The sequence below is a fragment of the Pedobacter sp. AC190 genome, assembly GCF_979258025.1.
On the sequence record NZ_OZ409824.1, the window covers coordinates 1,819,337 to 1,838,089 of the forward strand.

At 34.6% G+C, this 18,753-nt stretch carries 17 protein-coding genes; 8 read left to right on the forward strand and 9 right to left on the reverse strand.

Annotated features, from left to right (window positions below; translation table 11 throughout):
* Nucleotides 1-53 precede the first annotated feature (53 nt).
* The 6 genes from ACZZZI_RS07950 to ACZZZI_RS07975 all read right to left on the reverse strand — a co-directional run bounded on the left by ACZZZI_RS07950 (nucleotide 54) and on the right by ACZZZI_RS07975 (nucleotide 6,424).
* Nucleotides 54-1,340, reverse strand: a complete 1,287-nt coding sequence (locus ACZZZI_RS07950) for an MFS transporter (protein WP_344769864.1) — start codon at nucleotides 1,338-1,340, stop codon at nucleotides 54-56.
* A gap of 89 nt (nucleotides 1,341-1,429) precedes the next feature.
* The gene (gene recG, locus ACZZZI_RS07955) at nucleotides 1,430-3,535 is read right to left on the reverse strand and encodes an ATP-dependent DNA helicase RecG (RefSeq protein WP_463489113.1); all 2,106 of its coding nucleotides are present in this window, start codon (nucleotides 3,533-3,535) and stop codon (nucleotides 1,430-1,432) included.
* 5 nt (nucleotides 3,536-3,540) lie between these two features.
* Nucleotides 3,541-4,443 carry an EamA family transporter gene (locus ACZZZI_RS07960; RefSeq protein ID WP_463489114.1) on the reverse strand — a complete coding sequence of 301 codons (903 nt, stop codon included), beginning with the start codon at nucleotides 4,441-4,443 and terminating at the stop codon, nucleotides 3,541-3,543.
* A 2-nt stretch (nucleotides 4,444-4,445) separates the two neighbouring features.
* Nucleotides 4,446-4,826 (reverse strand): RidA family protein, encoded by a 381-nt coding sequence (locus ACZZZI_RS07965; RefSeq protein WP_344769861.1) that lies wholly within the window; start codon nucleotides 4,824-4,826, stop codon nucleotides 4,446-4,448.
* 20 nt (nucleotides 4,827-4,846) lie between these two features.
* On the reverse strand, nucleotides 4,847-4,987 hold the full coding sequence (locus tag ACZZZI_RS07970; protein ID WP_316762719.1) for a DUF6728 family protein: 141 nt from the start codon (nucleotides 4,985-4,987) through the stop codon (nucleotides 4,847-4,849).
* A 75-nt stretch (nucleotides 4,988-5,062) separates the two neighbouring features.
* The gene (locus ACZZZI_RS07975) at nucleotides 5,063-6,424 is read right to left on the reverse strand and encodes an OmpA family protein (protein ID WP_424059944.1); all 1,362 of its coding nucleotides are present in this window, start codon (nucleotides 6,422-6,424) and stop codon (nucleotides 5,063-5,065) included.
* Between the two features lie 172 nt (nucleotides 6,425-6,596).
* On the opposite strand from ACZZZI_RS07975, the gene ACZZZI_RS07980 reads away from it, so the two are divergent.
* Complete coding sequence (locus ACZZZI_RS07980) at nucleotides 6,597-7,886, forward strand: aminopeptidase P family protein (RefSeq protein WP_463489115.1); 1,290 nt, start codon at nucleotides 6,597-6,599, stop codon at nucleotides 7,884-7,886.
* 182 nt (nucleotides 7,887-8,068) lie between these two features.
* Here the strand turns inward: ACZZZI_RS07980 and meaB are convergent, their stop codons facing one another.
* Nucleotides 8,069-8,971, reverse strand: coding sequence for a methylmalonyl Co-A mutase-associated GTPase MeaB (gene meaB, locus ACZZZI_RS07985; protein ID WP_463489116.1), 903 nt, complete (start codon nucleotides 8,969-8,971; stop codon nucleotides 8,069-8,071).
* Nucleotides 8,972-9,044: 73 nt separating this feature from the next.
* Here meaB and ACZZZI_RS07990 point away from each other — a divergent pair, with 73 nt between their 5' ends.
* From ACZZZI_RS07990 to ACZZZI_RS08020, 7 genes are all read left to right on the forward strand, one after another.
* Nucleotides 9,045-9,923 carry a glycosyltransferase family 2 protein gene (locus tag ACZZZI_RS07990; protein ID WP_463489117.1) on the forward strand — a complete coding sequence of 293 codons (879 nt, stop codon included), beginning with the start codon at nucleotides 9,045-9,047 and terminating at the stop codon, nucleotides 9,921-9,923.
* Entirely contained in the window at nucleotides 9,924-10,910 is a 987-nt protein-coding gene (locus ACZZZI_RS07995) for a glycosyltransferase family 2 protein (RefSeq protein WP_463489118.1), read from the forward strand.
* A 128-nt stretch (nucleotides 10,911-11,038) separates the two neighbouring features.
* Nucleotides 11,039-12,865 (forward strand): ABC transporter ATP-binding protein, encoded by a 1,827-nt coding sequence (locus ACZZZI_RS08000; RefSeq protein WP_463489119.1) that lies wholly within the window; start codon nucleotides 11,039-11,041, stop codon nucleotides 12,863-12,865.
* Nucleotide 12,866: 1 nt separating this feature from the next.
* Complete coding sequence (locus tag ACZZZI_RS08005; RefSeq protein WP_463489120.1) at nucleotides 12,867-13,694, forward strand: hypothetical protein; 828 nt, start codon at nucleotides 12,867-12,869, stop codon at nucleotides 13,692-13,694.
* A gap of 3 nt (nucleotides 13,695-13,697) precedes the next feature.
* A complete protein-coding gene (locus tag ACZZZI_RS08010) occupies nucleotides 13,698-14,702 on the forward strand; it encodes a hypothetical protein (protein ID WP_463489121.1) in 1,005 nt (334 codons plus the stop codon).
* Nucleotides 14,703-14,708: 6 nt separating this feature from the next.
* The gene (locus ACZZZI_RS08015) at nucleotides 14,709-15,413 is read left to right on the forward strand and encodes a glycosyltransferase (protein WP_463489122.1); all 705 of its coding nucleotides are present in this window, start codon (nucleotides 14,709-14,711) and stop codon (nucleotides 15,411-15,413) included.
* 31 nt (nucleotides 15,414-15,444) lie between these two features.
* Nucleotides 15,445-16,539 (forward strand): glycosyltransferase family 4 protein, encoded by a 1,095-nt coding sequence (locus tag ACZZZI_RS08020; protein WP_463489123.1) that lies wholly within the window; start codon nucleotides 15,445-15,447, stop codon nucleotides 16,537-16,539.
* 10 nt (nucleotides 16,540-16,549) lie between these two features.
* Here ACZZZI_RS08020 and ACZZZI_RS08025 read toward each other — a convergent pair whose 3' ends face one another.
* Nucleotides 16,550-17,410 carry an FkbM family methyltransferase gene (locus ACZZZI_RS08025; protein WP_463489124.1) on the reverse strand — a complete coding sequence of 287 codons (861 nt, stop codon included), beginning with the start codon at nucleotides 17,408-17,410 and terminating at the stop codon, nucleotides 16,550-16,552.
* 6 nt (nucleotides 17,411-17,416) lie between these two features.
* Nucleotides 17,417-18,499 carry an acyltransferase family protein gene (locus ACZZZI_RS08030; protein ID WP_463489125.1) on the reverse strand — a complete coding sequence of 361 codons (1,083 nt, stop codon included), beginning with the start codon at nucleotides 18,497-18,499 and terminating at the stop codon, nucleotides 17,417-17,419.
* Nucleotides 18,500-18,753 lie beyond the last annotated feature (254 nt).

The following is an 18,753-nucleotide window of genomic DNA, read 5'->3' on the forward strand; positions in this document are numbered from 1 at the left end:
ATAGGAAATACAATTTGAGTTAATTTGTCTTTCTGTTGAGATGAGGTTAAGAATTAAGCGGCTTTAGAAGTTTGCTCATTTATATCTTGAAGGCTTAACTTCGTAAGTGATCTTGTTTTCAACCAGGTTAAAAATGCAATGCCAATTGTCATGCTTCCACCAAATACAACTGCTGGAACCAACGTTAGCAATTTAGCCGATAAACCAGATTCAAACTCTCCTATTTCGTTTGATGAACCAATAAACATGCTATTTACCGCAGATACTCTTCCTCGCATATCATCGGGCGTAAGCAACTGCATAATGGTTTGACGGATAATTACACTTACACTATCGAACGAGCCTTCCAGAAACAGGAAGAATAGCGTTAAATAAAAGTTTTTCGACAACCCATAACAGATGATACTTAGGCCAAAACCCGTTACCGCGATAAGTAAATTACGCCACGGTTTGCCCATTGGAGAAAAACGGGTCATAGCTAACATCGTAATTACCGCTCCAGAAGATGCAGCACCACGCATCATACCCAAACCGAACGAACCCAGATGAAAAACATCTTTAGCAAACATGGGCAACAAGGCAACAGCTCCGCCAAAAAATACAGAAAACAAATCTAAACTCATAGCCCAAACCATCATTTTGGTTTTAAAAACGAAGTTAATCCCTTCTTTTAAGCTGTGAAAGATGCTTTCTTTCGGAACGTAAGTGGATGGATGCTTTTTGAAAGTGAAAATACAGATCAATGATATAGAAACCAATACAACAATTACGCTATACGCGGCCGTTATGCCCCAAAGCCAATTTACCAAGCCACCAACCAACGGACCAATAATCGTTGCCAGTTGCCAGCTGCTGCTATTCCATGTGCTCGAATTAGGATATAATTCTTTCGGAACAATTTTAGCCATTAGAGAGAATGTAGCGGGACCAAAGAAACCACGGGCTAATCCTATGCAGAAGACCAAACCGTACATAATCAATACAATTAAATCTTCTTTAAGATGAAGATATTTACTCGTTATGATCAACATTAAAACGGATGCGAACCATACGCCCGAGAAAATTTTGATAAGCAAACCACGTTTTTCGCTCTTATCAGCAATGTAACCACCATACAAAGCAATTCCTATAGCTGGAATGGCCTCACATAAGCCAACTAAACCAAGTTTTAATGGGTCGTGTGTTAAATCGTAGATATGGTAACCAATTACAACGGCCTGCATTTGATAAGCAAGCGTAAAGAAGAAGCGCATACCTAAAAAAGAACGAAATTCTTTATAACGTAGAGCCGCAAATGGGTCTGGCTTTGTTAAAACGGAGTTGGGGTCTGAATCTGCCACTGAATATTTTTATTTGCAAAACTAAGTGTTGAAAAATTAAAATCGCAACAGAATTAAAACTACATTAGAAACCTTACCAAGAAATGATATTAAGAGATTTTATCGAATGATATTCCTCTTTCAAGTTTTGTGAGATGCGCTTTAAGTAAAGCATTTTCAGGCTTTTCTAACTGTGGGTCTGTTTCAAAAAGTTCGATTACGGTATTTCTAGCTTCCGATAAGATAATCTGATCTTTAGCTAAATCAGCAAGTTTTAGATCAAGTACACCACTTTGTTGTGTTCCGGTAATATCTCCAGGCCCTCGAAGTTGTAAATCTATTTCCGAAATTTCGAACCCATTATTCGTTCTAACCATGGTATCTAACCGAACTTTACCTTCTTTGCTGAGTTTGTTTCCACTCATGAGAATACAAAAAGAATGGTCTGAACCACGCCCAACCCTTCCTCTTAATTGATGCAGTTGCGAAAGACCAAAACGTTCGGCATTTTCGATAACCATTACCGATGCATTTGGAACATTTACACCAACCTCAATTACCGTAGTTGCAACCATAATCTGGCTTTTACCATCAATAAACTGTTGCATTTCAAACTGTTTATCTGCGTTTGGCATTTGGCCATGCACAATGCTGATCTGATAATCTGGACGGGGAAATTGATAGCTCAGCTGCTCTACTCCTGCCTCCAGATGCAACAAATCTAATTTTTCGCTTTCTTTTATTAAAGGATAAACAATGTAAACCTGCCTGCCTTTAGCAATTTCCTGCTTCATAAAACCAAACATCCGCAATCTTTGACCTTCAAAAAGATGCTTGGTTTCAATTGGTTTTCTTCCTGCGGGTAACTCATCAATTACCGAAACATCCAGGTCGCCGTATAAAGTCATGGCCAAAGTTCGTGGAATTGGCGTTGCAGTCATTACCAGGATATGTGGAGGAATAACATTTTTACGCCAAAGTTTCGCCCGCTGTTCCACACCAAAACGATGCTGCTCATCGATAACCACCAATCCTAAATTTTTAAACTGAACCTTATCTTCAATTAAAGCATGTGTGCCAATCAGAATATCAATTTCCCCATTTTCCAACTGTTCGTGTAAAATGATTCTGTCCTTTTTCTTCGTATTTCCAGTTAAAATGGCAACTCTAACCAAATCATCGGTTACCAGTTCAGTTATGGAAGCATAATGTTGTCGAGCCAAAATTTCAGTTGGCGCCATCATACAAGCCTGATAGCCATTATCGTTTGCCAAAAGCATACTCATTAAAGCAACAGCTGTTTTCCCGCTTCCTACATCGCCCTGCACAAGCCTATTCATCTGAACACCGCGTTGGGTATCAATCCGTATTTCCTTAACAACACGCTTTTGGGCGTTTGTTAATTCGAAAGGTAAAAACTCTTTATAAAAACGGTTAACCTTTTCGCCAACTTTCTCAAAAGTTACACCCTTAAATTTTAACTGGCGCAGTTGCTTATTATGCAAGAGCTGCAATTGAATAAAGAATAGTTCCTCAAATTTCAGCCTTCGTTCGGCAGCATTTAAATCTTTCTGGTTCTTAGGAAAATGGATATTTAGCAAAGCCATTCTTTTATCTGGAAGCTGATATTTATTTAAAATATAAGGTGGCAAATTCTCTGGAACCTGCGGAATAACCTGATCCAATAAACCTGCTATTAAGCGCTGTAATCCTTTCGAATCGAGATTAAATTTTTTAAGCTTTTCAGTTGAATTATAAACAGGCTGTAAAGTTAAATTACCTCGTCCAGCGGGTTTATTTTGATAAAGCTCCATTTCTGGATGAGAAATACTAAAAGTACCGTTAAACAATGTTGGTTTCCCAAAGGCTACATAAGCCGTACCAACCACAATATTATCTTCTACCCACTTTAAACTCTGAAACCAAACCAGTTCCATTATTCCAGTTTCGTCTTTAAAAACGGCAATAATCCGTTTGGCTCTTTTCTCCCCAATAACTTTTTTGCTAATGACCCGCCCAATAATTTGAATGTATTGAGAATCGAGATTAATCTGATTGATTTTGAAATACTTTGTTCTGTCGATATATCGGAATGGATAATGTGCAAGCATATCCTGAAAGGTAAAAAGACCAAGATCTTTTTTTAAAACATCGGCCCTGCTTGGGCCAACACCTTTAATGAATTCTACAGGAGTATCTAAAACCGAATTGAACAAAATAATTAGTCTTTCTTGTAAGCAACACTTTTTAGCAATTGTGCATTAAAAATAATTATCGACAGCAGTAAAAGCAAGTAAGCAAATAACTGATGTATATCTATTTTCTCTTTAAAATAGAAAAATGCAACTGCCAAAGCAACTATCGGGTTTAAATATATCAAAATTCCTAAGGCTGAAGATGGCATCCCCAATAGCGCATACGAATTTAGAAAAAGCGGAATTATAGTAAAAACAATTGCAATTAAGAAAATGTGTGTCCAAAAATAAGTATCAGTAGGAAAAGCATTTGAATTTACAAAGTACATCGGCAACATGATTAATCCAGAAAGAATTAGCTGCACACCTAGGAAATTAAACTTATCTACTTGCTTAATAACTTTTAAAACAATTACATAAAGCGCATAAAATGAAGCTATAATTACCGCCCAGGCTACCTCATACAAAGAACCCGTTGCGAGTAAAATTATACTTATAAACGCTACAGCAATTGCAATAATCTTAGTTCTGGTAAGCCTTTCTTTAAGAATAATAAATCCACATAACGCTGTTATAAGCGGGCAAACCATGTACGCAAAAGCAGCCGCCTTTAAACTTACACTATTTACTGCAAAAATATACGTAAACCAATTGCCCGTAATTAGAACAGCAGATAAAATAGTGAGTAATGCCAGCTTTGTTTTCTCACCTTTTTTTAATGATCGAACATGGATTATATCTTTTTTAAGTGCTGCTCTTCTGAATAAAAGAATGGTTCCCCAAACCATAATGATGGAAATAAATATTCGATAATATAAAATTTCCTGGGGTGGGAAATGTTTTATATTTCTAAGCGGAACAGACATTGTTCCCCAGATAATGTAGGGAATAATGCCTGCTAAAAAGTATTTGCTTTTACTCGATACCAAAGTTATGATACAATGGCAATTACCGAAATTTCTACATTAACATTTTTAGGCAGTACCGATACTTGTACCGTTTCTCGTGCAGGAAAATCTGAAGTGAAGTATTTTCCATAAATCTCATTTACCTGAGTAAAGGTTCCCATATCAGTTAAAAAGATAGTGGTTTTTACAACGTTTTCGAAATCAAGGCCAGCCTCTAACAAAACCGCTTTTAAATTACGCATAACTTGATGAGTTTCCTCTTCTATATTACTGATGTTTAATTCACCATTTTCGGGATTAATAGCAACCTGACCAGATACAAAAAGAAAGTTTCCTGCTAATACAGCCTGATTGTATGGCCCAATTGGCGCTGGTGCATTGGTGGTTTTAATAATTTTTTTCATTTCGAATATTGTAGTGATTTTTAAGATTTAGTAAGCCATTGAATAAGCTTATAAATGATGCCCGCAAGAAAAACTAAAATAGCCAATGCATTAATAAAATGCATAATCTTTATATTAATGTTATTAGGTCTATTCGGATCCTTTTTTCTAAAGAAGTACATAAAGCAAATGTATGAAATAAAAAAAGGGTCGCGACATAAAGTCGCGACCCTTTTTTAAAATTTTATATTGAAATACTAGTTTCTAGCAGTTTCAACACGACGGTTTTGGATACGACCTTCTTCAGTATCGTTAGAAGCAATTGGATTAGCTTCGCCATTACCTTTAGTAGCAACTTGACTAGCGTTAACGCCAGAGTTTACTAAGTAAGTTTTAACAGAGTTAGCTCTGTCTTTAGATAATTTCAAGTTATATGCAGCAGTACCTTCGCTTGAAGCGTAACCGTTTACAGTTACTTTACCACCGTTTTCACGTAACACTGAAGATAATTTATCTAAAGTAGGGTAAGACTCAGTTTTTAATACTGAAGAGTTGAAATCGAAACCAATTTTCTCAAAACCTGTTACAGTTGAAGAATCTTTAGCAGCTTCGAATTTAGGAAGTGGACATCCTGAACCATCAACAGCAGTACCTGCAGGAGTTCCTGGGCATTTGTCGAATTGATCAGCAACACCATCACCATCAGTATCTTTTTTCAAATCTTCAACAGATTTTTCAACAGCAGATACACGGTTTTTCAAAGCTTCAACTTCTTGACGTAAAGTTGGATCTTTTAACTCATCGTACATAGTAGCTAATGGGTTAGTCCACTCTAAGCTAGGTTTAGCAGAAGAACCTAAAGAGAATTCTAAACCAGCATAACCGTAAGAGAATTTATCTTTAGTAGTACCTTGAGCATAAACTCCATCAAAGTTATCAGCATCAATAAAGTTCATTGTGTAACCTAAGTTGAAGTTAACACGCTCAGAAACTTTAAATTTAACACCAACACCTACTGGAATGTACATGCCTTTTACGTAATCTTTAGCTTCATGTGGATCGCCTACAGGACCTGTAGCTTGACCTTTCCAATCACGAACGCTACCATTAGTATAAGTTACTTTTGGAGCATAAGCCATATAACCAGCACCAGCAGTAACGAAGAAACCTACTGAATTCTCACGACGTAAGAAATCGATAGAACCAACGTTAACAACACCGCGTAAATCTACAGCATATTGTAATTGAGTTTCGTATTCTTTAGCAGTTGCACTACCTGGAGCAATAGGACCATTTGTAGAAACATTTGAACCTGAAACTTTACCACGAACACCATTCAATTCTAATGCAAAAGAATGACCTAATTGTTTACGGATATTTAAACCGTAACCTAAGTTAACATCCCATTGGTTAAAATCGTTAGAACCGCCAATAGCAACAACTGGAGCTAAAACACCACCGTTCACACCGATTGACCAAGTTCTGTACTGTCCTCTTCCACCAAATACTTTGGTAGAAGAAGTTGTTGCAGGAGCATCTTGAGCGACAGCAAGAGTAGCTACTCCTGTTAATGCCACTAAAGAAAGTGCAACACTTTTCTTTAAAGTAGAATAATTCATAATCTTTTTTCTTTTTTAAGGGTTAAACAATTTAATTGATTAATTTTTTAGTAACTGCAAAATTAAACAAAATATTAAATTTTCAAACTTTTATACAAACTCCGTTCCAAACTTCACTATAATTAATCATTTTCTTACATTTGGCCATCACCTATTTTACCTTATAATAGTTATGAAATACCCAAAAATCAATCAGGATCTATTTATTTTAAATAGAAAAAACTTCATTAAAGAACTAAAAGACAACTCTTTAGCTATATTTCAATCGCAAGATGAATTCCCTAGAAGTGGCGATCAGAATTTCGTTTTCAAGCAAAATCCAGATTTATTTTATTTAACAGGAATCGATCAGGAGCAGACAATATTGCTGCTTTATCCCGATTGTCCTAACCCTTTGTACAGACAAGTCCTGTTTTTAAGACAGACAAATGATTATATTAAAGTTTGGGAAGGATATAAGTACACCAAAGAACAAGCAAAGGCTACCTCTGGTATTGAAAGCATTTTTTGGCTGGAAGATTTTGATAATATCCTGCATAGCATTGTGAATTATGCTGATAACATTTACCTAAATACAAATGAGAATGATAGGTATGCGCATACCGTACCTTATCGTGATATTCGCTTTATCGAGCAAATGCGCTCGAAATACCCTTTACATCATTACGAACGTTCTGCACCGATCATGAGGGGCTTAAGAGCTGTTAAATCTGATATCGAAGTCGAACTAACAAAAAAGGCTTGTGGCATTACGCGTGATGCCTTTGAAAGGGTTTTAAAATTTATTAAGCCTGGTGTTAAGGAATACGAAATTGAAGCAGAAATTATTCATGAATTTATTCGTCAGGGTGGAACTGGACACGCCTATACGCCAATTATTGCATCGGGCCATAATGCAAACATTTTGCACTACATCGATAATAACCAGGAATGTAAAGCTGGCGATGTAATTCTGTTTGATTTTGGTGCAGAATATGCCAACTATAACGCAGATATGAGTCGTTCGGTGCCTGTTAACGGAAAATTTACCCAAAGACAAAAAGATGTTTACAATGCTGTTTTGCATGTAATGAAAGAGGCTACAAAGCTACTTGTAACAGGAACCGTATGGAATACATACCATGAGCAGGTTGGCGAAATTATGACGGAACAACTTGTTAATCTTGGTTTATTATCTACTGCTGATGTTAAAAATCAAAACCCAGCGTGGCCTGCTTATAAAAAATATTTCATGCACGGTACTTCTCACCATTTAGGAATTGATGTTCATGATTTTGCAGGGCGATATACTTCATTCGCTGCAGGAAACATATTAACGGTAGAACCAGGCATCTATATTCCAGAAGAAGGTTTAGGTATTCGTTTAGAGAACAATATCCTGATTACAGCGACTGGAAATATTGATTTAATGGCTGATATCCCAGTGGAAGCTGCAGAGATTGAAGATATTATGAATGGATAGTATAACTGATGCACTCCACTAGCATTTGATAGTTGCACTTCGATTACACCTTCAGGCTATGCCATTCGCCTTTTGTTAACCCTTTCTTTACTATTTCTTTACCTAATGGGTTAACAGAGGGTAAGGAAAGGGTTAACAAATAGTATATCAAGGGTTAACCAAGTATACGGAAAGGGTAATGATTATACAGATTGTATAAACTGTTCTGCAAAGCGATAAATATTAAAATCACTTTCTTTTAAAGCTTCGCGAATATCTTCGCGAAGCTTTTTTCTATCTATATTTTTCATTTTATAGTGCTGAATAATTTTCCAGGCCTTTTCTGCATATAAAAATTCTTTTGTTTGATGTAATCCTTTATCTAAAGGCTTAATCATCCATTTACATAATTCTTCTATACCTTCATTTTTATCGGCGATAGTTTTCAGTATTGGAATTGTCTTTAAGCCTTGATGAACAATTTTTTTCAGATTATTGGCAAATGTTGCTGCTCCATCCCGATCGGCTTTGTTAATAACAAAACAATCTGCTATCTCCATTAATCCGGATTTAATATTTTGAATTTCATCGCCCGACTCAGGAACTAAAACAACTACCGTCCTGTCAGCCAAGCCAGCAATCTCTACTTCCGATTGCCCAACACCAACTGTTTCTACAAGTATTAAATCAAAATTCGAGGCTTTCAAAACATCAACCATTTCAATTGTTTTGGCTGAAATTCCACCTAATGCACCACGCGTAGCAAGAGAACGGATAAATACATTTGGCTTGTTAAATTGAGCAGCCATTCTAATCCGATCGCCCAATAAAGAACCGTAGTTAAATGGCGAAGTTGGATCAATAGCCAAAATTGCAACCCGCTTATCTTTAGCAGTAAAATAATTCGTTATTGCATTTACTAATGTGCTTTTCCCTGCACCCGGTGGGCCAGTTATGCCTACAACAGGAACTTCTGCTTTGCTATCTAAATCTCTCAAAATCAACTCAGCAGGTTTTATATCGTTCTCAACCAAAGTTAAAATCCGGGCTAAAACCTTATAATTACCTTGCTTAATTTCGCCTAAAAGAGATAGATGGGTATTCATCAATAAAACTATATTTGTACAAATTAACAAAATTATAATCCGGATATCGGTCTAAATCAACAACAAAATTTAAATGAAAGTTACTGGCTTTACCTTTATCAGAAATGCAATTGCAAACGATTACCCGGTACGCGAAGCCATTCTTTCTATTTTGCCGCTTTGCGATGATTTTGTTGTTGCTTTAGGAAATTCGACGGATGAAACCACCCAGCTTATAAAAAGCATCGATCCTAATAAAATAAAAGTAATTGATACGATTTGGGATGAAGATTTAAAAGAAGGCGGTCATGTTTTCGCAGACGAAACCAATAAAGCCTTAGCTGCAATTCCAAAAGATACCGACTGGATGGTGTACATTCAGGGTGATGAAGCAATTCACGAAGATTATCTGCCCCTGATCAAAAAAGAAATGGAAGCTGCGCTTGATGACAATAATATTGAAGCGTTGCTGTTAAAATACAAGCACTTTTATGCTTCTTACGATTACCTTGCCGAATCGAGACGTTGGTATAGAAGAGAGGTTAGAATTTTAAAAAACTTACCTGGCGTACACTCTTATAAAGATGCGCAGGGCTTTAGAATTAAAGAACGAAAGCTTAAAGTTAAACTAATCGATGCGTACATTTACCATTACGGCTGGGTAAAACCTCCAAAAGGCTTACAAGGCAAAGTGCGAAACTTTAATCAATATTATCAAACGGAAGAATGGATCGAGCAAAATTATCCAGTGCAAAATACGTTTGATATGCATAATGCAGATCGCTTAGTTCATTTTAAAGGCACCCATCCAAAGGTTCTGAAACCGAGAATTGAATCGGCAAACTGGAAATTTGAACAGGATTTAACAAAACAAACCCCTAAAATGAATTTCCGTAGAACGTTACTACAAAAAATTGAAGATTTAACAGGCTTACGTCTTTTCGAATATCGTAATTACAAAATTGTAAAGTAAATGCAAAAAAGCGTTTCTATCGTAATACCAAATTATAACGGCAAACATTTACTGGAGCAATACCTGCCATCAGTTTTTGTGGCGGCACAAAAGGCAAATACAGAATTTGAAGTTATTGTAATCGATGATGGCTCTAAAGATGATAGCATTAACTTTTTAAAGGAACAGTATAAGAACGTTAAACTTCTGAATAACGATAAAAACAGAGGTTTTTCCTATACCTGTAATCACGGCATCCGCGAAGCTAAATACGAATTGATTCTGCTTTTAAATTCGGATGTAAAACTTACCCCAGATTATTTTGAACATCAATGGAAATATTTTAGCAAAGCAGATACTTTTGGCGTAATGGCCAGAATTATGAGTTTTGATGAAACGAAGATAGAAGATGCTGCTCGTTTACTTTATTATAGTGGGTGCAGAATTAAAGCCAACAAGTTTTACTATAGCGAAAACCCACAGGATGAAGATGTTTACACGGCTTATCTTTCTGGCGCCAATGCACTGGTGGATGCAAAAAAGCTAAAAGAGCTTGGTGGTTTTGATGAAATATTCTCTCCCTTCTCCTCAGAAGATTTTGATTTAAGCTTAAGAGCCTGGCAATTGGGCTGGAAATGTTATTACGAACATCGGGCTTTCTGTTTCCATCACATCAGCGGGAGTACAAAAACGCAAATCAAATCAGATTTTATAAAGAAGATATACTATAGAAACCGGTTTTTTTTGCAACGCATCCAGCTTAATGGCGCACGTTTAAACTTACTTCCTTTACATTTATTGTTTGCTGAAATTATTCCTAAACTTTTAACTGGTAAATTTTGGATTTTGGATGCATGTAAACAATATATAGCTTCATTTGCGGCAATTAGCAGTAGCCGCCAAAAACTTGAAACCTTAAAGCAAAAGTATAATTCCTCCATAGGTATATCTGATGTAATGGAAATCATAAATCAATCTGTTGCTCAGAAAAACATAAAACGATTGTAATTTTATAAGGCTCAAAGCCTCAAGACATAAAGGTCTGTTTGAAAACCGTACATTTGCCAAGTTTTAATTAAATTTTTTGGAGATGTTTTTAACCCGTCATCCATTATACATATTCCATTTTATATAAAATGAAGACCTATTTTCGTTTATTATCCTTTGCCAAGCCAATAGAAAAGTTCGCCATACCTTATGTTATTGCAACGCTTTTCGCTATTGTTTTTAATACCTTCCTTTTTACTTTATTAGGGCCATTAATGCAGGCTTTGTTTTTAAAAGATAGCCTTTCTAAACCTTTGCCTTCTTCAGGAGAGAAATCGCTTTTAGACCCAAGAGAACTTTTTCAAGCTTATATTGATAAAATAAGTACACAACATGGCGATGTTTACGCACTTCAAATAATTTGCGCAGTAATTGTTGTTACCGTGTTTCTCGCTAATTTCTTCCGTTATTTTTCTCAGCGTTATATGGAGGATTTAAGGGTTCACACCTTACTTAATATGCGCAAAAAGGTATTTGATAATGTAATGAACCTACACGTTGGCTACTTCAACAACGAGCGCAAAGGTGATATTATTTCAAAAGTAGCCTCTGACGTTCAAGTGGTACAATTTACAGTAACCAATACCTTGCAAGTGGTTTTCAAAGAACCATTACAATTAATATTTTTTGTAGCCGTCCTATTATCTATTTCTGTTAAATTAACTTTATTTTCATTACTGGTTATCCCTGTTTCTGGTTTTATAATCAGTAAAATTGTTAAAAGATTAAAACAGCAAGCTACCCAATCGCATGAATCTTTTGCAAAAATGATTGGCTTTTTAGATGAATCTTTAAGTGGTATTAAAATCATTAAAGCATTTAATGCTGCAGAACGTGTTAAAAATAAGTTCGGCGAAGAAAACAAATTCTACTCCTTTTTAAACAGAAAGATGGCAAGAAGACAACAGCTTGCGTCACCTGTTTCTCAAACTTTGGGTGTTTTGGTCGTTGTTTTTATCCTTTTATATGGTGGCACTATGATTTTAACTGGACAAGGAGACCTTAAAGGAGGTGCTTTTGTAGTATATCTAGCTACTTTTAGTCAGGTTATGCAACCTATAAAAGCTTTAACAGATTCATTCAGCGGTATACATTCAGGCATTTCTGCAGGCGAACGTGTTTTGGAGCTGATAGATACCAAACCAGAACTTATAAATAAAGAAAATGCAGAAAACTTAAGTGAGTTTAGTAATGCACTTGTTTTTGAAAATGTTGTTTTTAGTTATGGAGAAAAGCAAGTGCTTAAAAACATTAACCTGAATATTCAGAAAGGGCAAACCGTTGCTTTGGTGGGCCCATCTGGTGGTGGTAAAAGTACCCTAATGGATTTGATTCCCCGCTTTCATGATCCAAAATCAGGAACAATTAAAATTGATGGATACGATTATAAAGATTTAACAGTCGAAAGTATTCGCAGCCAAATGGGTACTGTAAATCAGGAGTCATTTCTTTTTAACGATACCATATTTAACAATATTGCTTTTGCAAAACCCGATGCATCGGAAGCAGAAGTTATCGCGGCAGCTAAAATTGCCAACGCTCACGAGTTTATTCAAAATACGGAAGATGGTTATCAAACCTTTGTTGGCGACCGAGGAAACAGACTTTCTGGCGGACAAAGACAAAGAGTTTGTATCGCAAGAGCTGTTTTAGCGAACCCGCCAATCATGCTTTTAGATGAAGCAACTTCTGCTTTAGATACCGAATCTGAAAAACTGGTTCAGGATGCTTTAAACAACCTGATGAAAAACAGAACATCGATAGTTATTGCACACCGGCTAAGTACCATTCAACATGCCGACAAAATTGTTGTTATTGACAAGGGCGAAGTGTTAGAAACTGGTAGTCATCAGGAATTAATGTCGCAAAACGGCTTGTATAAACGTTTAATAGATATGCAAGCTTTTAACGATTAATATGAACAGTATTTTAAATATCGCTAGTTCCGTTAAAGCATCAGAATATGATTTCGAATTTTCGATATGCACCCTTGTTACCCGTAAAGAAGAATATAATGAGATGCTACAATCTTTTGTTGATAAAGGATTTAGTACAACCGACTGTGAGTATTTATTTATCGATAACTCAACTAGCTGCACCTTTGATGCATATCAAGGTTTAAATATTTTTTTGCAACAAGCGAAAGGCAAGTATATCATTCTATGCCATCAAGATGTACTGGTTCATGACCATGATAGAACGCATCTGGAGAAACGTATCCAAGAAATCGAAGAACGAGATAAAAACTGGGCAATTTTAGCTAATGCAGGAGGTATTAATTTAAAATGGATTGGCACAAATCTTACACAAGGAAATGGTAATGTTATTAAAGAAAAGTTTTTGCCATTACGTACAAAAACTGTTGATGAAAATTTCATTATTGTAAAGAGCAGTGCTAATTTAGCTTTATCTAGCGATTTGTCGGGCTTTCATCTTTACGGTACCGACTTATGCATTATTGCAGATATTTTAGGTTATAATGCTTACATAATTGAGTTCAACTTAATGCATAAAAGCGATGGTAACGCCGATAAATCATTCTATTCATTAAAAAAGGCACTTATTAAAAAATATAACTATGCGCTTAGAAGCAGGTTTATGTGTACAACAATAACAAGATTTTATATATCTGGAAATTGGTTTACTGCAATAATCTATGATACCCAATTTATTAAATTCTTTGTAAAGCAATATTATAAGTTTTTCAAAACTAAGAAATCGTACCACCTAAAAAAATCAGATTAAGCTATGTTAACCGTTTATCCAAATACGATTATATACTTTCTTTGCGCACCAAATTTTGCAACTGGTGGTCCTGAAGCTTTGCATCAAATGGCTTATCACCTAAATAAGTTGGGGTTTAAAGCAGTAATGTATTACGAGCCACAAGATCATTCAAATAATCCAGTACATCCGTTTTACGTAAAATATAACATACCTTATGTTAGGAAGGTGGAGAATAATGCTAGTCATATTTTAATTTTGCCTGAAACTTCATTAGACCCTTTGTTTGAAGATAAGTTTTCAGAAATAAGACTGGCGATTTGGTGGCTAAGTGTTACCAATTACTATCTTCGAATCAACCCTAAAATTCGCAGAACCAAGCGAAAGTTATCTTATTGGTTAAGAAAACTATATAAACCTGTTCAATTTGCAACATTCGAAAATATTAAAGCGCTTAATATTGCTAACATTGCACATTCATATTTTTCAAAAGTACATCTACAGGAACAAGGGATTACACCAATGGGACAAATTTCAGATTATATGAATCATGCATTCTTCGATCTGTTTAATCCTGATATAAAAAAAGAGGATATTATAATCTATAATCCCAAAAAGAACGATCAGTTTTTGGATAGCATTATGAAGTTGTGCCCAGCTTTAAATTGGGTACCACTTATCGACTTAACACCAACAGAAGTTGCTGAATGGATGAATAAAGCAAAACTGTATATTGATTTTGGCTACCATCCTGGTAAAGAGCGAATGCCTAGAGAATCGTGTATTATGAATTGTTGCATGATCATTGGAAAAGATGGCTCCGCTAAATATGCAGAGGATATGCCAATCCTTGAAAAATATCGTTTTGAAAAAAAAGAAGAAAACATTGATCAGATTATTGAAACCATTTATAGCTGTTTAAATAATTACGATGAGGAGATTAAGAACTTTGCCAATTACAGAGCAGTTCTTTTTAATGAAGAGAATAAGTTTATAGAAGACATTAATAAAGTTTTTATAAAAGGTTAGTTCGATATGGCAGAAGATAAATCGATAGCTCCTTTAGTATCTATAATTTGTGTAACCTACAATGCAGAAAAATATATCGGGCAGTTCTTAAAAAATGTTGCTCAGTATAAATCGCCATCGGTTGAGTTAGTGATTATAGATGGATGCAGCACAGATAATACCTTTAAAATACTCGAAAGCAACAAGGAAATGATTAACTTTTTATTGTGCGAGCCCGATAAAGGAATTTACGATGCCATGAATAAGGCCGCAAAGGTAGCTAAAGGGAAATGGCTTTATTTTATTGGTGTAGATGATTCCATACTACCAGATTTCTCCAAATTCCTAAATTATTTAAAGGATAATGCTACAATTTATTACGGCAATGTTACCCAAAATAATAAGCGAATTATAAGCGCAACCAGCAAAAAAAATATAGCTCGATATAATATTTGCCATCAAGCCATTTTTTACCCTGCATACGTTTTTAATAAGTATGAGTACTATATAGATTATAAAGTAAATGCAGATTATCACTTAAATATTTTATGCTTTGGTGATCCGCATCTTAAATTTAGATATCATGATTTAGATATTGCGGAGCACGCTTCTGGTGGTTACTCTGCAAACACGATTGATGTTAAGTTTAATAGAGAAAAAACCGCTTTAGTAAGACAAAATTTAGGACTGAAAACCTTTGTTAAATACCTTTGGTGGAAATTGAAGAACTAACCTTTTTACAAATCCGATAAACCTACTTGTTATGCCAAAGGTACTTTTCGATCATCAAACATTTTCGCTACAACGTTACGGTGGTATTTCGCGATATTTTGCAAATGTTTATAATGCTATGCAAAATGGCTTTGGTGTAGAAGCAGACATTTCTATTTTAAACAGTAACAATTATTACATTAGGGATTATGATGGCTTACTAAGTAATAGTTTGGGTAAATGGATCTTTTCGGAAGAGAAGCGAGGTTATAAATGGAACAAGCAGTATTCTAAATACAGAATAAGTAAAAATGATTTTGATATTCTTCATCCAACCTATTATCATCCTTATTTTTTAAAAAAACTGAAAAAGCCATATGTTGTAACCGTTCATGATATGATACATGAAATTATGCCCGAATACTTTAGTAGTGGTGATATTTTACCGACACATAAGCGTTTATGCATTCAAAATGCTGCTCATATTATTGCCATATCTCACACCACTAAAAAAGATTTAATCGAAGTTCTTAATGTTCCTCACGATCGAATTTCGGTAATACATCATGGCTATATGGAGAATAACGATGAAGTTATTCAACGGGGAGAAACCAACAACGGCAGGTATATGCTTTTTGTTGGAGAAAGAACGGCGTACAAAAATTTCTCAAAATTTGCCTTTGCATTATCCTTAATATGCTCAAAAGAGAAAGATATTAAATTAATATGCGCAGGCGGTGGTCCGCTACAAAACGCAGAACAAGAATTATTAAATCGTTTAAACCTGACGGACAAAGTAATTCAGATTACAGCATCAGAACAAGAACTAAACTTGCTTTATAAAAATGCAATCGCTTTTGTGTTCCCATCATTATATGAAGGCTTTGGCTTACCAATTCTTGAAGCATTTAAAAATAACTGCCCAATAATTGCCAGTGATACTGCTTGCTTTAGAGAGATTGCCGAAGATGCCTGCGCATACTTTGATCCTTCAAATTCATTCGACATTGCTGAAAAGATGGAACTCATCATCAGTAATACGACATTACGAAATGAATTAATTTTAAAAGGTTCTAAGCAACTTTTAAAGTTCTCAATGGCAAAATGTATTACTAAAACGATTGATGTTTACAAGAGTTTGAAATAGATTAAAACCGCTAAGCGTAAAATTTAATTTCTTTTGAAATTATTTCATTAGCCAATTCTTCATCTTCTTCATGAAATAAGCAAACATCATAATAAAAGATTGTACAGCCTTCTTTTTTATTTATATAAGAATAAAGCTGGGCAAGCAATTCCGAATTATCGATATCAGTAGAAAGCAAAAACTTGCCAAAATTATCGTAGTAGATAGCCTTCTTATAGCCTAAATTTAGAAAATCCTTAAAAATACTCAAGCCATCATCATTCTGTTGTGAAAGGAAAACATTATCGTATTCGAAAAATATGACTGGTTTATCTCTTTTTAATACATCAAATGAACCTCTTAGTATTTTAAAATCAAAGCCATCGGTATCCGTTTTAAGGAGTTTAATATTTTTAATACTATTTTTTTTTACCAGATCGTCGAGCGTAATAACATCAGTAGTTACACCTGTGCCTACGTTGATATTTGCAGTTCCGCGTGTGCTGTCTATCGTTATTTGTATTTGGCTTGTTTCTTCTCCTAAGAAAGTTTTGTGTAAGGTTGCATTCGAAAATTGGTGCAAATTCCTTTCGAGAAGACCAACATAAATAGGGTCGCCCTCAATTAAATGAATATGCTGATCGATATTATCACTTCGTAAAAGTGCCAATGTGTCGCCTATGTTAGCGCCGACATCAACAATTACATACTCGTTGTATTTCTCCTCGATATACATTGCAATTCTTGGAAAATTTTTAGAATAATATTGATACCGTTCTAAATACTCATCAAGTTCATGCTGATAATTTGCTACTAAAGTATAACTACCTATATTAATTTTTTTTTCAGTAGGTTTTTTTTTCTTTAAACCTAACATAGTTCTTAATCCCATATTTTTTTATCTGCCAATAATCCATTTTAATTTAGATTTACCTATAGCGGTTACAATTGCAAATGTTAGCGAATATATAATAATAAATCTAAAGAGCGATAGCGCCAATATTCCCACCATTGAAAGATCTTTGAGTGGAGGAAAGTGAAATGGGTGTAGGATTTCGGCAAGTAAATTGAAAACTAATATGTAATGAATTAAATAAATTCCAAAAGTTGTTTCTCTAGATTTGAAGTATTTTGTAAAATTGAAATTTCTTATTTTTAACAGGATAACAAAGGCAACTAAAGAATATACAATATTCGTTAACCGTAAAGTATTATAAGGATCAGTACTTTCCATTTTATACAATACAGTAACCTCAAAAATAGATAGAGCTAAGGTTACGATGAATAAAATAGACAATAGCCAATACGATATCTTACTAATAAATTCCTGCACTTTTTCCCAATGTCTATTCATTTGTGCGCCGAGCCATAAAAAAAACACAAAACCAAACATTGCATAAGTGTGCATAGGAGGAAACCATTCGTAGTATATATTTACACTATATATTAGCGTAAAAATTAACAGCACAATCCCCAACCAAATAGAATAAAGATATTTTCTAAAGATTAATAGTGTACCGATACAAATTAAAAAATTAATAATAAACCAATAGCTTGAGAATAAGTAAACATCTTCAAATGATTTAAGTATAATGTCTAAGACTTTAAAATCGGGTTCTTTATGATTAATGATCCACATTTTCCAGGACATCGTTAAAACGAAAAATAAAGACCAAATTGCCCAGGGAATAAACGTGTTTGATAGTCTTCTCTTAAAATACGCTGTTGGAGTATAATCTTTAAATTTGCTACCAATTAAGAATCCAGCCAACAAAAAGAAAGCAATGGTTCCAGGTTTGGCTAACTGGATTAAACTCATGTAAAAAAGATTATTTAATGTTAACCCTTTAAAAATATAAACCCCAACATGTGCACTATGCTCAAAAACAATACACATCATAGAAATGCATCTTATTGAATCAATAAAATCGAAGTTTTTTTTAGGTGTTGGGTCTACAAGACTTTGTTCTGTTTGCTGCATAATTTGTGAAAGGCGAATATCTGCAAAAAAAGAGCTTCAGTTTTAAATTAATTATTTTTTTAACATTTAAGTACGTAAAATATTACATTATTAAAGTCGCTTCTTAAGCCAAAAATTCCATATGATTTTCCAACCTTATTCATTTTAAGCGAAATCATAATTAATTCTTAATAGTTTATTTTTATAAGCGCAAGAACATTAATACTTGAAATTAAATAGGATAATATTCTGTAATGATTTAGAATTCATGAAGA

Excerpts from the sequence above, each read along its gene's own strand:
- ACZZZI_RS08005 (WP_463489120.1), top strand. The coding sequence starts at position 12,867 with ATGAACAGTATTTTAAATATCGCTAGTTCCGTTAAAGCATCAGAATAT.
- ACZZZI_RS07995 (WP_463489118.1), top strand. The coding sequence starts at position 9,924 with ATGCAAAAAAGCGTTTCTATCGTAATACCAAATTATAACGGCAAACAT.
- ACZZZI_RS07980 (WP_463489115.1), top strand. The coding sequence starts at position 6,597 with ATGAAATACCCAAAAATCAATCAGGATCTATTTATTTTAAATAGAAAA.
- ACZZZI_RS07965 (WP_344769861.1), bottom strand. The coding sequence starts at position 4,826 with ATGAAAAAAATTATTAAAACCACCAATGCACCAGCGCCAATTGGGCCA.
- ACZZZI_RS08025 (WP_463489124.1), bottom strand. The coding sequence starts at position 17,410 with ATGGGATTAAGAACTATGTTAGGTTTAAAGAAAAAAAAACCTACTGAA.
- meaB (WP_463489116.1), bottom strand. The coding sequence starts at position 8,971 with ATGAATACCCATCTATCTCTTTTAGGCGAAATTAAGCAAGGTAATTAT.
- ACZZZI_RS08015 (WP_463489122.1), top strand. The coding sequence starts at position 14,709 with ATGGCAGAAGATAAATCGATAGCTCCTTTAGTATCTATAATTTGTGTA.
- ACZZZI_RS07975 (WP_424059944.1), bottom strand. The coding sequence starts at position 6,424 with ATGAATTATTCTACTTTAAAGAAAAGTGTTGCACTTTCTTTAGTGGCA.
- ACZZZI_RS08000 (WP_463489119.1), top strand. The coding sequence starts at position 11,039 with ATGAAGACCTATTTTCGTTTATTATCCTTTGCCAAGCCAATAGAAAAG.
- ACZZZI_RS07990 (WP_463489117.1), top strand. The coding sequence starts at position 9,045 with ATGAAAGTTACTGGCTTTACCTTTATCAGAAATGCAATTGCAAACGAT.
- ACZZZI_RS08030 (WP_463489125.1), bottom strand. The coding sequence starts at position 18,499 with ATGCAGCAAACAGAACAAAGTCTTGTAGACCCAACACCTAAAAAAAAC.
- ACZZZI_RS08020 (WP_463489123.1), top strand. The coding sequence starts at position 15,445 with ATGCCAAAGGTACTTTTCGATCATCAAACATTTTCGCTACAACGTTAC.
- ACZZZI_RS08010 (WP_463489121.1), top strand. The coding sequence starts at position 13,698 with ATGTTAACCGTTTATCCAAATACGATTATATACTTTCTTTGCGCACCA.
- ACZZZI_RS07970 (WP_316762719.1), bottom strand. The coding sequence starts at position 4,987 with ATGTACTTCTTTAGAAAAAAGGATCCGAATAGACCTAATAACATTAAT.